Here is a 14592-nt window from a genome sequence, read left to right on the forward strand (position 1 = left end):
ATTTTGAAACGGTTATAAATCCGCGACTTTCACGATCATCTTCCCGATATTGTCTCCGCGGAAAAGACCGATGAGCGCTCTCGGCGCTTGTTCAAACCCTTCGACCACATGCTCGTGATTCAGCAATTTGCCTTCCCGGAACCATTTGATCATTTGACTCAACGCCTCGTCGAAACGGCTCTCATAGTCATAGAGCATGAACCCTTTCATCAGCGCACTGGTTTTCCATAATGCAAAAGGAATGCTCGTTCCCGACACGGCCGGGCTCCCATTGTAATGCGAGGTTTGGCCGCACACCGCGATGCGCGCGTGTCGGTTCAAAAGCGTGACAACCGTGTCGGAGACGCCTCCGCCGACATTGTCAAAGTAGACGTCGATTCCGTCCGGACAAGCCTTGTGCAATGCCGCTCGCCAATCCGCGTCGTTGTAATTGACGATGGCATCGAACCCGATCTCGTCGAGAAGATAACGCGCCTTGCGTTCGGAGCCGGCGATGCCCACCACCCGGCAGCCTTGCAGCTTGGCGATCTGGCCGACAGCCGTACCGACGGCCCCGGCCGCACTCGAGATGACGACGGTTTCGCCTGGAACCGGCTTCCCGATATCCATCAGGCCGAAGTATGCCGTCAAGCCGGTCGTGCCAAGCAAGCCAAGCGCCGCGGAAGCCGGGGCTTCGGGGGAGACTCGCTCCAGTCGGTCCCCTGCGGCAACCGCATACTCCTTCCAGCCGAAGTTCCCTTTGACGATATCACCGACTTTATGACGGTCATGATTCGATACGATCACCTGACCGACGCCGTCCCCGCCGAACACTTCCTGCAGCGGATGCGGGGCAATTAACGGGGTCACTTCGCTCATATAAAATCGAAAGTACGGATCTATGGAGAGATATAATATTCGAACAAGCACTTCTCCTGATCCCGCGACTGGAATCGGCTGTTCGACAAGCATGAAGTCGGCTTCGTCCGGTTCTCCGGTCGGACGGTTCACGAGCAAAAATTGACGGTTTCGATTGGGATTCATCTATTGTCCTCCATTCCGAATTCAATTAGAAACCAATATGGTTACTAATTGGTGTAAAAAAAATATTGCGCCTCAATAAGTAACCAATCAGGTATCCAATTATTAGCATCGTAACAAACGCGCTCTTTGGCCGTCAAGCGTTTCTTTACACCTTGAATGTGAATCAGCTGCCGTCAAGCGGGCGGAGCGTTGACAAAGGGAACCATAGTTTTTACACTGAGGACAATAAACTGTTTCCCGGCCGTTCAAAACGCATAAATAAGGAGAACAAGATGTATACCAACAGCCAGTTTGCCGTCGCCGTTCACATGATGACAATCCTTGCCGGAAACTACGGCCAGCAGCGCGTGAATTCGGAATTGATGGCGCGCAGCGTGAACACGAACCCCGTCATCATCCGCCGAATATTGCGCAAGTTAGTAAAAGGCGGCCTGGTGGCCGCCGTGCCCGGAGCGACCGGAGGTTCCGTGTTGACTCGTCCCCCGGAGCAAATATCGCTGCTCGATATATACCGGATTGAAGGAAAACAGCCGGTATGCCTTCCGGAAAACAACCCGAACCCGGAATGCCTGGTCGGAAAAAGCTTCAAAGGCGTTCTGTGCAGCAAGCTGTCGGAAGCGGAGCAGGCGATGGAGCGCAAGCTTGCGGAAGTGACGATTGCGGATTTGTACACGGAATGCGCGGAGTTCCCGTTATTTTAGAGGTGATCCCTCAGGTTATGGAGGATCCTGCTCTCAACCTTCTGCGTCGCTTAGCATCGACCCGGCGATGGTTAGAAAATCTTCCCGTTGGATCTCGAAATGGCCGAAGCGGAAGGAATACCCCCAACTTCGATTCCCGCGCGTAAAGCTAAGCCGTTCCAGTAAGTCGCTTATCTTCACTTCCCGGCACGGAATATAGCGAATATTTCTGCGGAACGGCACGAACGATTCGGTCATCGGATATTCATAGACGTTATCGTCGGCCGCCTCTCCGATGGCGGTGAATGCTTGGAGCGGTATCCCTTTGCCCATGTCCGTTCGCGGGGAGTAGTAGATCAACCAATCGCCGGGCCGCATCCGCCGTAGAGGCGCCGATTTGCCGTGACACAGCTGGGCGAATCCCCCGAGCTCCCCTCGCTTCACATGGGATGCGGATACGACGCCAATCCAGAAGCGGCTTTGTTCGCTGATTTCGTTCAATCGCATGATTGTTTTCCTCTCTCTTCTTCGCATTTATGCCAAGTACACAAAAACGCTGCTGCCATCATGCTGTCAGTAGCGTTTTAACGTTTTTCTCATTAACCTTTTATCAAATTTTACGATACGCTCACCGCTTCGCGCCGGAAAGCTCCTTCCTCACATTGGCCCGATATTGCCCCGGCGTTACCCCGGTCCATCTCTTGAACGCGCTCTGAAATGCGCTCGGTTCCGAAAAATGCAGCACATAAGCGATCTCGCCAACGGAGTGCTCCTGCCGCTTCAAGTAGCTTATGGCCAATTCCTTGCGTACGCGGGTAGACAAATCGTTAAACGAGGTGTTTTCCAGCTTCAATTTATTTTGCAGCGTTCTTGTGCTTGTTCTGAACGATTCGGCCGTTTGCTGCAGCGTCGGGAAAAATGACGGAATGCATCGTTTCATCCACAGAACGACCTGCTCCGACAACAAGCCGGACTGCGTCAGTTCCGCTTTCGTTTCCTGTGCAATGCCCTCGAATAGGCCAAGCAGCTTCGAATCGGAATACAGCACCGGATAGTCCATAACCTCTTTGCTCATGCGCAGAACATTGTGCTCGCCGCCAAATCGGGGCGTGATCCCGAGCACAGGCAAGTACGGACTCGTATCAGCTGGGGCTGCATGAGCGAATTGCACGCCGCGCAGCGGAATGCGTCGGTCGCTAAGCCGGCTTATCAAGTGATATACCGAAGACGCCATATCCTCCGCGCAATGGCGGGACATCGGTCCGGAATGCTGCAAGGACAGCCGGAGCAGCACATCGTCCCCTTGCACTTCCCACTCCAGCTTGAATCCGCTGTACAAAATCACGTTATATCGCTGGTAAGCGGCAAGCGCATCGGCGATCGTAGGCGAATGCATCATCACATAACCGAGAATGCCCATATCGACGAATTCCATCACTTGCCCCTGGTACAATCCGAAATGTTCGTCTTCCGCATAAGCGGCGGCCGCGATCATGACCCGCTCCAATTCCTCCGCGGGGATGCGCGCCTCCACATCCTGCAGCAGGCCGGCATCAAACGAGACATAACGGCAAAATTGCTCGGTGTCATATCCTTTGCGAACCAGCGTTTTCATGATCGGGTATACCATCGAGACGGCAACTCCCTGATTTTTCACGTGCGCCCCCTCCTTGCGCAAATTCGCAAGTTTTTTGCATCATTGATCATTCATTTATGTTCCAAATGGATCTACACTGAATGTAATTCCGGTTCCATCTATCATACCGCAAACCGGCGTGAAATTCAGCGTTCAACCGCATTTATGCGATTATCCGAAGGAGGAATACCACATGATGAAATCAAAAATTCTCGTTATTAACGGCCATCCCGATCCGCAAAGCTTTTGCTCCGCTTTGTCGGAGGCTTATAGTTCAGGCGCAGCCGGCTGTAATGCCGAGATTCAAACCATTAACTTGAGCCAAATCCACTTCGATCCGAACTTAAAATTCGGTTACAGGCAAAGAACGGAGCTGGAGAAAGATTTGATCGAGGCGCAGGATCGAATCCGCTGGGCGGATCATCTGGTGTTCGTCTATCCGACATGGTGGGGCGCGATGCCGGCCATTCTGAAAGGATTTATCGACCGTACCTTCCTGCCCGGCTTCGCCTACAAATACCGTGAACATTCACCGCTGTGGGATAAGCTGTTGACGGGCAAGTCCGCGCATTTGATCGTCACGATGGACACCCCGTCCTGGTACAACCGATGGATCTACAGGCATGCGGGGCATCGGGTGATGAAGCATAATATATTGCAGTTTTGCGGGATTACGCCGGTACGCATCACCGAAATTAGCCCGGTACGGCCATCAAGCGAGGAACAGCGCGCCAAATGGCTGGAAAAAGTAAAGCGGCTCGGTTCCAAGTTGGCTTGAGCGATATCATCGTTGACGCTGCGCGTATTAGATCGCTCGAATGTAGATGTGAGTTCGGCAGTCCGCACACACACATGAAAAAACGCCGCTAAAGTCGATCTTAGCGGCGTTTCGCATCGTATTAGGGGCAATCCTCTGAACACAACCGGCCGATGTTGTGCCTCCATACGACGAGAGGTAGTCTCAAGCAGTCCTCACACCCTGAGTTGATCCGCTCGCCAGTGCGTGATGGACTTTTTGATTTCATCCGGCTGCATTCCCGTTTCGGCTGCTTTCAAGCAAAGAGCCGGAAAAGCGTCGTCTTCGGCGAACCGAAGGGCGATGATTTGGTTCAAAGAGAGTCTTGCATCCAATGGTTTGTTCGTAAGAACGAAATGCCGGAAGTTCTCTTCCTGCCGAATGATACGGTCCTGCAGCTTGGTTGCGAATAAGCGCACAAGCACGGTGAGCAGCATTACGGAGACGGAAAGTCCGAATAGCAGGATGGACGCAAAGCTGAACCGTTCCATAATAAGGTAAACAATCGACGCGATCCATACGATAGGTGCGACCAAAGCTACCCCGAAATGATACAAAGGCGAAAACATTTTATGATTACGATAGCTTTGCTCTTGCAATTTACTCATAGATTCTCCTCCTTGTATGGTTGAATGAAAGGAAAAAGTTGTAAGAAGTACTTCGACAAAAATAAGGCCGTTCCTCTTAAGGCCATACTTCTGAAGAAAAAAAATAATCGGGCCAGCCCCGACCCGACTCTAATAATCGCTGCGGCAGTCAAGTCAGTCGAAGAATACAACTTGAATTAAATCCTTTGCTTTTTTCAGTTTCCGCGCATCGATTTGCCGGAGCATTGATACGATTTCGCTTATCGCTGCGGCATATTTCGAAAAATGGGGATTCACAATCTCAAGTGGCATAATTACGCCGGAATGGAACAACGCAGCGCCGAACGATGCCAGCATTATTTGGTGAAAACGGAACGATTGTTTTCAAAGCTGTAGCTGATGGGCAATCCCCGACAACGAAAAAGATATCACCCAAGAGCCATGCCTTCACGCTTATTCGTTCCGTCTTTACACATCAAGAAGTCGGGCCACCGTCGGTAATGACGGAGAGAATCGTATTCGCCATTTGATCGATCGGCACGCCGACCGGCTCCTGGCTCCACTGGATGGCCGTCCCGAAGATCGCCCAGCCGATGACTCGCGCCCTCGCTTCCGCTTGTTGCGATGGATTCGATTCACGTCCCTTATCCTGCTCGATCAATTGCAAGATAGCGCCGTTCAATTCCTCGTGAATCGTCTGCTCAAGCAGCGCTGCCGGGAATCGGGCGGATGGCGGACGATGCCGATACTTGCCTTCGAAACAGCTCAGCACGGTTACGATGATCCGCTGCAACGTTTCCTTATCCCAACGGCTCCCCGGCAATAGCGCTTGTTTTTGCAGCATATTCCTGAAATTATCGCGGACGATTTCGTCGAGCAACATGTATTTGTCGGCGTAATGAATATAGAACGTTCCGCGATTCACGTTAGCCCGGTCAGTGATATCCTGAATGCTCATCGCAGCAAAGCCCTTCTCGCGCATCGCTTCGATAAAACCGTTCCGCAGCAGCACAAGCGTACGCTGCGTACGTCGGTCTTTGCGGTTCGTTACCGTTGACATAACTTACTCCTTCCCCTGGACCGGCACACTCATTTTCTCAACAAATGCGCTTCAATGTTCATTACTCAACACATCGGAACATCTGATTATTGTTCGGGTCATGGCGTTGCTTTACTATCATCATATCTCGATCTACTCCAATCCGAAAGGGGAACGCCGCAATGGAATTTAAAAAAAGAAATGAGGAAATAAACGAACAGTATGCAGCGGCTATCGAACCGATGTGCCGTATTGCCTGGAGCTACTTTAAAACCGGCCGGTCAACCGATGCAAGGCGCCTGCTGCGGAACGCACTCGAGCTTGTGGCAAGCGATGCTCAGCAGCTCCGACTGAAGCTGCTGCTGCTGGAAGGCAAAATTCTCGCCTTAGAATACGTAATCACCAACGAAGATGCCGATCACATGTTCGCCATCCTGCAAGAAGCAACGCGGCTCGCCCACGAGGCGAGCGATCGCGAACAAATGGCGAATGCTCTGAGTCTGCTTGGAACTGCACACTATTTTGCCGATTTAAACACCAGCGTCTCCGTAGTGGACACTGGGGGGAAATATCGCGAAGCGCTCGACTATCAGCAGCAAGCCTTGCAATTGCGGAATGCAGTAGGCGATACGAGGGGAATATGCGAATCGCTTTTTCACATCGGAACGGTGTATGAACGTTGGCAGCAGCATGAAAAAGCAATCGAACATTACACCGAATCGTTCGAGCTCGCCGATCGAACGGGCTGCTTGTACGAGAAAACAGAGCCTACTCGTCACTTTGCATACCATGCCATGATGAAGGGCGATTTGGACCAGGCGCTGCATTATGCACACCGAGCACTGGCGCTGCGCCAACAAACCGGATTCATGCCATATGAGCCACTTGATCACCTTTTGCTGTGCGATATATATTTGAAGCTTGGAAAGTTCGAACAAGCGCAATCCCACGCGCAGAAAGCATATGAAATAGCGGAGCAACTGGGTTACAAAAGAACGATCGCCTCCGCGCTGTTAAGTCTCGGGGATATTCTGGCCGCCCGGCAGCAAACATCACATGCAAAAGCGCATTTCGAAAAGGCGCTCCGGCTGGCGCAAGAGCTTCAGCTCCCCATGCTCATGGCCAGATCGTACGAACGTCTGGAACGCGTGAAAGAAAACGGTGCGGCGCCAAATGTGTAACGGCGTTTGGTGCATCCGCTTTTGACAAGAACGTTCATCTAAAGGTCTGGACGGTTCCTGCGATTAAGCGCTGAAGATCGCATATCCGATTGGGTGTATCCTTGCTGGAATGGTTCAGCATGTCGCACAAGGCAATGAGGTCTTCGAGCTTGGCAAGAAGCTTCCAGTTGCTTTCCAGCCTTGCGCCTTGGTCAAGATATGCCCAAATAAAATGATGTTCAAAGGCCGAACCGTCTTCTTCATACCGCAGCATGTTGGCGATATCGACGTTCCGGCTCCAGGCAAAGGCGAACTCCCAATCGAGAACCGCCGCTACCGAATAGCCTGTCGTTTCTCGCCGCATCAATATATTTAAACCGTTGAAATCCGAATGAGCGAGCACCGGCGTTTCTCCGCTTTCCGATAAGCAAGGACCATATTTCCTGCAAAAAGACCACACCGCTTGCGTTAGCTCTTCCCCCAGCCACCGGCCGCATCGGTTGTGGAATAAACTGTTCTCGATGAATGAAATAAAGTGATCGCCGTTCATTCGGAAAGGCGTACGGATCGTCAAATCTTTGCCGAAAAAACCGGCTTCCGGGAACATAAAGGCATGTATGTGCGCCAGAATGCTTCCTACCGAGGCAGCCGCCGAAGCCATCTCCTCGCTTGTTCCGGTTCGAAATACGTCGCGCAGCAGGACGCCTTCCTTCCACTCCAGCACCGCCCAAGGCTTCCCGAATGCGCTGCAGCTCGAATCGGCATAGATAAAGTCGGCGACTGGTACGGTTTTGCGCACGAGACGGGAAATGGCGAGTTCCTTGTCTGCGACCTCCCCGTCCCCGCTGAACAACCGAAATACGAACGGAACGGCGATTCCTTCCAGATAAATTTTGTAATTGGAGTTACTGAATCCGGTGCCGATACGCTCGGCCGCCGTTACCCGTTTCCCCGGAAAGGCGGGTTGGATCATTTCATTCAGCTGCCTGAGATCGATAGATACGGGTGCTTCCGGCCTTTCCCAGCCTTCTTTCATGAGAAGACCGCCTCCTTTATTGGATTGTCATGTGCAATGTGCAAAATAAAGCTTCGCCGAAAAGAAGCCCGGCAACTTCATCATACATGATCACACCCCAGAAAGATAACGGGCGATGTTAAATAGGCAAATCCTGCCAATGTTTCCGATGGAACTGGCGTATTGTCGCGGAGAATGATTCGCAACAAAACAAACCCGATAGCGACTCACGCCATCGGGTTTGCAAATATGAACTCGTGACCTCTCAACGATGGAAAACTAACTCTCAATCTCCCACGCCGGATTCCAAACGACCTCCCATAGATGGCCGTCCGGATCTTGAAAGTAGCCGGAGTAGCCGCCCCAGAAGGCCTCATGCGGCGGATCTGTAATTGTAGCTCCCGCCTTTGCGGCAAGCTCCAAGATCTGATCGACTTCTTCTCGACTGCCTACATTGTGACCGATCGTAAATTCGGTAGGGCTCGAAGCCGCCAGCGGAATTTTCGCCTCATGGGCGATATCTTTTCGCTTCCAAAGGGCCAGCCTTACGCCCGCCTGCAAGTCGAAAAAAGCGACCGCGCCATGCTCGAACTCCGTCCCGATAATGCCTTCCGTCGGCCACCCCAGCCCGTCGCGGTAAAATGTCACCGCTCTTTCCAAATCGTCCACACCTAGCGTTAATACGGTAATCCGCGGCTTCATAATGGTTCGTACCTCCTTCGTATTTTGAACGTCGCGCGATCGATCCATCGTATCGATGGCTCTCGTCCCTATGATTGTGCCTCCGATTTAATAATAATCGATCGACGCCGAACCAAGATTGTAAAAAACGGACTTATGTTCCCGGGCCAACGGATACGTTCGACGCCGGCACTTGTTCTTTGGACGACAGGACCTCGTTTTTGAGCAGCCAGCATACCAGAAACGTAACAACGGCAAAGGAAATGCTAATGGTAAAAATCATTTGAAACGCATCCGCGTACACCGTCTTCACCTTCAGCACCATCTCAGCAGGCAATTCGCTTGGAATGCCGCCGTTCATAATCGATGCCTTCATGGCATCCGGAATGTGGTCCGACAACCCAGCAATGCCGTCGCCGATGCCTTTGGAAAGCAAACTTCCAAAAATGCTGAACCCGAGCGTCGCGCCAAGCGACTGGAACAACTGAACGGTCGCCAATCCGACCCCGCTATGCTCTTTGTCCACCGACTCCTGCACGATCAGATTGTCGGAGCCGAACAGGACGCCGATGCCAAGTCCCAGGATGAAGAAAGCAACAAGAATGTAGATGACGGTCACATCGACGCTGATGCGAGACAGCATGAAATAACTCCCGATCGGAAATAGAAACGATGCAATGAAAAGATACTTATAGGCGATTCGGGTGATCAGGAAGCCGCAAAGAATGCTGACCGGAATGGCGCCGGCCATAAAACCCAGGTTAAGATAACCGGAGGCGGTAGGGGTTAGCCCCATCACATTTTGAGCAAAAAACGGAAGAGCAGACGTGCCCCCCATGATGCCAAGCATAGTCAGGAATACAATGACGGACAGCACGACGACGGAGCGGTTGCGAAACAGTCTCAGCGGAATGATCGGTTCCTCCGCCTTCGATTCGATCCATATGAACAATGCGATAAGTACGGCGGACAGGGCCAGAAGACCGAGTACGACCGGAGACGACCAGCTCAAGCTTTGAATATCGATTAGTACGGGCGCCAGCAGCAGCGAGAGTATGGCAAGCGTAATCGTGAGTGCTCCGGCCCAGTCTATCGCTTTACGCTCGGTGCGGATCGGCAGATGGAGGCTCCTGAACACTAGAAAAGCGGCGAAGAGGCCTACCGGAATGTTGACTAAGAAAATCCAGTGCCAGTTCACGTGGCTGACGAAATAGCCTCCCATGACAGGTCCGATCAGCTGCGGCAAAATGAGAAGCGGGCCAACCGTACTTTGGATCTTCGCCCTTTGTTCCAGCGGGAAGATGTCCCCGATAATGATCATTGCCAAAGGCATAAGTCCGCCGGCCCCGATCCCTTGAATGCATCGACCGGCGAGCAGCATAATCATAGAGCCGGCAAAGCCGCATATAATCGACCCGGCGATAAACAGCGCCATGCAAATCATATAGATTCGTTTATGCCCGTAAAGGTCGGCCAGCTTGCCGAAGAGCGGCATGAAGATGGTGATCGCCAGCATATAGATTCCAGCAACCCAGCCGAACAGAGACAACCCGTGAAGATCGCGGATAATAGTCGGCAGCGCCGTAGACACAATGGTCTGATCAAGCTCCGAAAAAATAAGGCCGAGCAGAAGACCGATCAGGACCAGTTTTTTGTTGGATTGTTGGATAACCACCGTTACACCCCTTGTTCTTGTCGTGGTTTGACAATCAGATTCAGTAAAAAATCGGTCTGCGGCGGACGGTAATCTTTCAATAAGGATCGATCCACCAGCATGAGGCCGCTCAGCACCGTCAAATACCACATGACGAGTTCCCGCGGGTCGCCGTCAATAAATACGCCGTCCCGCTGACCGTCGGCGAATACGGGCGCCATCTGATCGATCATCCGTAACGTCGAATAACCCTCTATTAGCTGGGCCACCTCTTTGGGGAGGCTGTCGGCCGACATGACCTGTTGGACCAGCACGAAATAGTCGTTGTTCTCGTCCTCAATAATTTCTTTCGTAAGCGCACGGAACCGCTCGAGTGGAGAGACCGACAGCCGGCCGATCGTTTCGAACGCTTCATTCGCCCCATCGATCGCTTCGCGCACCAGCATTTCGAAAATGTCATCCTTCGATTTGAAATACCGATAGGCGAGGCCGTCGCTGACGCCGGCTTCGGCAGCGATCATGCTCATCTTCGTGCCATCCAGACCCCTGCGGGCAAACACTTTAAGCGCCGCTCTCTTGATTTGCTCTCGGCGGGCATCGCCGGATGCGTCTCTTTTGCTGTCTGAGGTTGGGTTCAAGCTGCTCGCTCCTTTTTCCATAAATGAATAATTCATTCATTATTATTTTACATAAATCATATTCCTTTTTTATCTTGTTGTCAACTGTGCCTGAACATTCGTGTGCGTGAACATTATTAACAGATCCGGGCCCGGGCCGCCGTAGAAAAAGACGCCTCCATCCATCCGCTTCTTCAGCGGTTTTAAAGGCGTCCTTGTATATGACCGCATACTCACCGCGGCAGTACGTATTTCTTTCGATTCCTTAACAGCAGCACTCACCGATAAAGCATCATTTGTAGTACCCTTGACCTTCCCCGCCGGCAAAAGTGGCGATATACCAATGATTTCCGAAAGGATCTTCCACCCCGCCGCTTCGCTCGCCATACGGCATATCCGCCGGCTCGTACAACGACTTCGCCCCGAATTGCAAAGCGCGCCCGTAACAACCGTCGGCATCTTCCACAAACACGTGAAGCGTATTGGTACGCGGAGGAAACCGGTCGCTTCCGGCCGACAATTCAATGATCGTATCGCCAATCTGCATTTCGGCGTGCGTGACCGTGCCCTCCCGGTTCGATGACCGGTTCATTAGTCTCCCGGCAAACACATGTTGGATAAACTCGATCAGCTTCTGAGGATCTTCTACCGTGAAATACGGCGTTACGCTGCGATATCCGTGAGGCGCGTAATGGGTATGGCTCATTTGGATTTTTCCTCCCAACGTCGAAATCGAATCAGGCTGCATCCAGCCTGTACTCATTGTAGCCGAAGGCTTGAGCTGCGTATTGTAAATTTTTGACCTCATTCCGATATTACGGAGTGATTGTGATGCCGGCCAGAGATCGGACGGTAGGCGCTCGGACTGATCCCCGAGAACGATTGAAAGTCTTTAATAAAATGCGCTTGATCATAATACCCGCATTCGATAGCCACATCCGTCCATACGAGTTCCTCGCCGCTAATGATCCTGTTCAACGCTTCCTGAAAGCGAAACAATCGGCTGAGCCGTTTGGGAGTCATTCCTACTTCTTCTTTGAAGATCTGATTGAATTTTCGGTGGCTCATCCCGATGCCTTCGATGATATCGCCGACGTGCGAACGTTGCAGGCGGTCCAACGCATACTGTACCGCCGCGTGTCGTTCCAAAGGATGGCAGGCCAACGATAACAATCTGCGTTCAAGCGCTCGAAACATCATTTCCGGTTCCGCGCATTCCAGCAGTTCGTCACGTACTTCGTCCGCCCTAGTTCCCCAAAGCATATCTAAAGAAACGTGCGCGTTCAACAATTCGTCAAGTGATTGTTTCATAAACGGACGAATGCCGCCGGGCTTGAAATGGATGCCGATGACCGTTGATTCCCCGGAGGAATCGATCACGAAATATTCGGTATGAGGCCCGCAAACGAGAGAACTGCGGAGCAGCAGCTCGCGATGGCCGCTATCGTACAAACGAACGTTGTCTTGCCTTAGATCGATCACGATCTCCACCGATCCGTCGGGCAGTGCGAGTTCCCGGGAATGTCCAGGACTATAATCTTGCATATACCAAAAATAATCGACGAACATCGATAACGGATATCGTGGATCATAGGTTCGCAGCAGCATAACGTTACGCGACGCTAAATGCTATCGCGTCCCTCCTTTTCATCGGTCATATGTTTTTTGCAGGCGGGCTCCGTTTCAAAGTAAGCATTGGTTATATTTACGGCTCGCCCCTATCATACTCCATTTTGTTTCCTGAGCAAACAAATAACCACACCTTCAAGATGTGGTCATGTAAGCTCATCCGCAGAACGCGGCCGGCATTGTTGATCGTAAAGCGATACGGGATCAACGGAATCGGCTGCAGAAGCCGGCGAATGCGGTAAAGGGCGTCGAGTAAACGTTAATCGTTCCATAAGAAGATTCAATCGAGTGATGTTTCGTCGCCAGCTTCCGGTACAACCGGTTGGTGTAAGCATTGTCCGCGGCTGTAGGAATTCTCACTTCCTGTACGTCGCGGTTTGCGTCCCGAATCTGATCCGCCAATACTTGCAATCCACGCACAAACGTCCGGTTATTCCGGTATTCCTCCACGAAATAGCAGTTGCCCAGCACAGCAATTTCTTTGTTCATAAACCGATTTGCTTCCAATCCGAGTACAAAACATCCGATCCCGATAACCCGGCTTTTGCCATCCAGCAAAATGGCGCCCCGACCTTGCTCCATGTAATTTTTGACGTCCATCAGCGCATGGTGAATGCAGTAGCCTGAGATGATGCCGGATCGATGCTCGACATAGAAATCGGTAAATCGTCCGGCATATTAATAAACGCGCACCCGCTTACGATCATCTATGAATTGGCTGGTTTCTGTTTCTTCATCGGACTCCTGTACGTCATTCCGCTGCTTGGACGCAACCATCATAACCCGTCAACCGGCCATGCGGAGTAATACGTGATCGCATCCCTCTTGTCTCAATGATTGTCTTCCTTCCGAACCGTACTACGATACTCCCGCTTTCAGAAAAATTGAATGTACGGATGGGTTGCCATTGACATGTTACTTTTTAGTAACATATAATAAAGTGACTAAATGGTAACATATATTGCAAATCGAATGTTTGCCTGCAGCATGGAGGCAAACCACATCCGATGATGGAGGATGAAAGCACATGACGATACGACCTAACATTGATCAGGTTCACGGCAGCGAATCGGCAGAGCCGGCAACCGATAACGCCCGTAATGCAACTCAGCCTGCAAGCTTTGGGAGACGGAAGCTGGCCCACGTTCTCGCCGTGCTCAACGCCGTCGTGATCGGCCTTTCTTTTTTGCTCGTCAAGCTGACCTTAACTTACGCCGATCCGCTCGATACGCTGACTTACCGTTTTGCCGCCGCTTTTGTCATCATGATCCTTCCGGCAGCATTGGGTATCGTCAAACTGAGGTACCGCGGCAAACCGCTTTCTGTCTTACTGCTGCTATCTTCCTTATACCCCATCGGATATTTCTTGCTGCAAACATGCGGACTGCAATACGCCACTTCCGCGGAAGGCGGCATCATCAGCGCTTTTACGCCCATCGCCACGATGGTGCTGGCTTCCGTCTTTTTAAAAGAAAAGACGACCCTGCTGCAAAAGCTGTTCATTGCTTTGTCCACGTTCGGCGTCTCGTTCATCTTCGCGATGAAGGGCAGCGGGATCGATGTGTCGACCATGACCGGGATCGTACTGCTCCTGATCGCTTGCGTTCTCTTCGCCGGATACAGCGTATTGGCCCGCGCGGCTACTCGGCAGTTCAGCTCGGCGGAAATCAGCTGTTTTATGGTGGGCGCCGCCTTTGTCTCGATGCTGGTTGTATCCCTTACGACCCATGCGACCATGGGTACGCTTGGCGCATTCGTCGCTCCGCTCGCGAACGGCGCTTTTGTTGCAATCATCGTTGCTCTCGGTGCCGTGCAGTTCGCAACGGCCTTCATGGCCAACTACATCCTCTCCAAAATCGAAGCGTCCAAAATGAGCGTGTTCGCCAACTTGTCCACGGTTGTATCCATTGCTTCGGGAGCCGTATTTTTGCAGGAAGCCGTGACGTGGTATCATCTCGTCGGTTCCGCCTTCATTATCGCCGGAGTAATCGGAACGAACGTATCGGCGAGGCATGCGCTGTCGAGCCAAACTCGAAAACCAATCGCAAAAGCGAGGTCCTGAAATCAAAATTTCG

General features: G+C 51.9%; 17 protein-coding genes. 5 read left to right on the forward strand and 12 right to left on the reverse strand.

Translation table 11 applies throughout. The annotated features are described in order from the left end of the window. Nucleotides 1-12 precede the first annotated feature (12 nt). Nucleotides 13-1023 (reverse strand): NADP-dependent oxidoreductase, encoded by a 1011-nt coding sequence (locus ACFQI7_RS22865; protein WP_218102071.1) that lies wholly within the window; start codon nucleotides 1021-1023, stop codon nucleotides 13-15. A 272-nt stretch (nucleotides 1024-1295) separates the two neighbouring features. Between ACFQI7_RS22865 and ACFQI7_RS22870 the strand changes: the two genes are divergently transcribed. Then, complete coding sequence (locus tag ACFQI7_RS22870; protein WP_218102072.1) at nucleotides 1296-1724, forward strand: Rrf2 family transcriptional regulator; 429 nt, start codon at nucleotides 1296-1298, stop codon at nucleotides 1722-1724. A gap of 33 nt (nucleotides 1725-1757) precedes the next feature. Here the strand turns inward: ACFQI7_RS22870 and ACFQI7_RS22875 are convergent, their stop codons facing one another. Together ACFQI7_RS22875 and ACFQI7_RS22880 are read right to left on the reverse strand one after the other, a co-directional pair. Then, complete coding sequence (locus ACFQI7_RS22875) at nucleotides 1758-2210, reverse strand: EVE domain-containing protein (protein WP_218102073.1); 453 nt, start codon at nucleotides 2208-2210, stop codon at nucleotides 1758-1760. Nucleotides 2211-2331: 121 nt separating this feature from the next. Next, nucleotides 2332-3360: an AraC family transcriptional regulator gene (locus ACFQI7_RS22880; RefSeq protein WP_230415503.1), complete on the reverse strand. Its 1029-nt coding sequence runs from the start codon at nucleotides 3358-3360 to the stop codon at nucleotides 2332-2334. A gap of 175 nt (nucleotides 3361-3535) precedes the next feature. Here ACFQI7_RS22880 and ACFQI7_RS22885 point away from each other — a divergent pair, with 175 nt between their 5' ends. Next, complete coding sequence (locus ACFQI7_RS22885) at nucleotides 3536-4117, forward strand: NAD(P)H-dependent oxidoreductase (protein WP_218102133.1); 582 nt, start codon at nucleotides 3536-3538, stop codon at nucleotides 4115-4117. A 194-nt stretch (nucleotides 4118-4311) separates the two neighbouring features. Here the strand turns inward: ACFQI7_RS22885 and ACFQI7_RS22890 are convergent, their stop codons facing one another. Together ACFQI7_RS22890 and ACFQI7_RS22895 are read right to left on the reverse strand one after the other, a co-directional pair. Further along, nucleotides 4312-4743 carry a DUF6526 family protein gene (locus tag ACFQI7_RS22890; RefSeq protein ID WP_218102074.1) on the reverse strand — a complete coding sequence of 144 codons (432 nt, stop codon included), beginning with the start codon at nucleotides 4741-4743 and terminating at the stop codon, nucleotides 4312-4314. A gap of 454 nt (nucleotides 4744-5197) precedes the next feature. After that, complete coding sequence (locus ACFQI7_RS22895) at nucleotides 5198-5782, reverse strand: TetR/AcrR family transcriptional regulator (protein WP_218102075.1); 585 nt, start codon at nucleotides 5780-5782, stop codon at nucleotides 5198-5200. A gap of 161 nt (nucleotides 5783-5943) precedes the next feature. On the opposite strand from ACFQI7_RS22895, the gene ACFQI7_RS22900 reads away from it, so the two are divergent. Then, nucleotides 5944-6942 carry a tetratricopeptide repeat protein gene (locus ACFQI7_RS22900; protein ID WP_218102076.1) on the forward strand — a complete coding sequence of 333 codons (999 nt, stop codon included), beginning with the start codon at nucleotides 5944-5946 and terminating at the stop codon, nucleotides 6940-6942. A 34-nt stretch (nucleotides 6943-6976) separates the two neighbouring features. On the opposite strand, the gene ACFQI7_RS22905 is transcribed toward ACFQI7_RS22900, so the two are convergent. The 7 genes from ACFQI7_RS22905 to ACFQI7_RS22935 all read right to left on the reverse strand — a co-directional run bounded on the left by ACFQI7_RS22905 (nucleotide 6977) and on the right by ACFQI7_RS22935 (nucleotide 13099). Continuing rightward, on the reverse strand, nucleotides 6977-7957 hold the full coding sequence (locus tag ACFQI7_RS22905) for a phosphotransferase family protein (protein WP_218102077.1): 981 nt from the start codon (nucleotides 7955-7957) through the stop codon (nucleotides 6977-6979). 258 nt (nucleotides 7958-8215) lie between these two features. After that, nucleotides 8216-8638: a VOC family protein gene (locus ACFQI7_RS22910; protein ID WP_218102078.1), complete on the reverse strand. Its 423-nt coding sequence runs from the start codon at nucleotides 8636-8638 to the stop codon at nucleotides 8216-8218. Nucleotides 8639-8771: 133 nt separating this feature from the next. Then, a complete protein-coding gene (locus ACFQI7_RS22915; RefSeq protein ID WP_218102079.1) occupies nucleotides 8772-10292 on the reverse strand; it encodes an MDR family MFS transporter in 1521 nt (506 codons plus the stop codon). Nucleotides 10293-10294: 2 nt separating this feature from the next. Beyond that, a complete protein-coding gene (locus ACFQI7_RS22920) occupies nucleotides 10295-10909 on the reverse strand; it encodes a TetR/AcrR family transcriptional regulator (protein WP_218102080.1) in 615 nt (204 codons plus the stop codon). 271 nt (nucleotides 10910-11180) lie between these two features. Further along, nucleotides 11181-11594, reverse strand: a complete 414-nt coding sequence (locus ACFQI7_RS22925; RefSeq protein WP_218102081.1) for a VOC family protein — start codon at nucleotides 11592-11594, stop codon at nucleotides 11181-11183. A 98-nt stretch (nucleotides 11595-11692) separates the two neighbouring features. Next, nucleotides 11693-12496 carry a helix-turn-helix domain-containing protein gene (locus ACFQI7_RS22930; RefSeq protein WP_329958277.1) on the reverse strand — a complete coding sequence of 268 codons (804 nt, stop codon included), beginning with the start codon at nucleotides 12494-12496 and terminating at the stop codon, nucleotides 11693-11695. Between the two features lie 225 nt (nucleotides 12497-12721). Continuing rightward, the gene (locus tag ACFQI7_RS22935) at nucleotides 12722-13099 is read right to left on the reverse strand and encodes a hypothetical protein (RefSeq protein ID WP_218102083.1); all 378 of its coding nucleotides are present in this window, start codon (nucleotides 13097-13099) and stop codon (nucleotides 12722-12724) included. Between the two features lie 60 nt (nucleotides 13100-13159). Between ACFQI7_RS22935 and ACFQI7_RS22940 the strand changes: the two genes are divergently transcribed. Further along, a complete protein-coding gene (locus ACFQI7_RS22940) occupies nucleotides 13160-13324 on the forward strand; it encodes a hypothetical protein (RefSeq protein WP_218102084.1) in 165 nt (54 codons plus the stop codon). A 220-nt stretch (nucleotides 13325-13544) separates the two neighbouring features. Continuing rightward, entirely contained in the window at nucleotides 13545-14579 is a 1035-nt protein-coding gene (locus ACFQI7_RS22945; RefSeq protein ID WP_218102085.1) for a DMT family transporter, read from the forward strand. The last annotated feature ends 13 nt before the right edge of the window (nucleotides 14580-14592 follow it).

It is taken from the genome of Paenibacillus allorhizosphaerae, from assembly GCF_042659105.1.
Lineage (GTDB): Bacteria > Bacillota > Bacilli > Paenibacillales > NBRC-103111 > Paenibacillus_G > Paenibacillus_G allorhizosphaerae.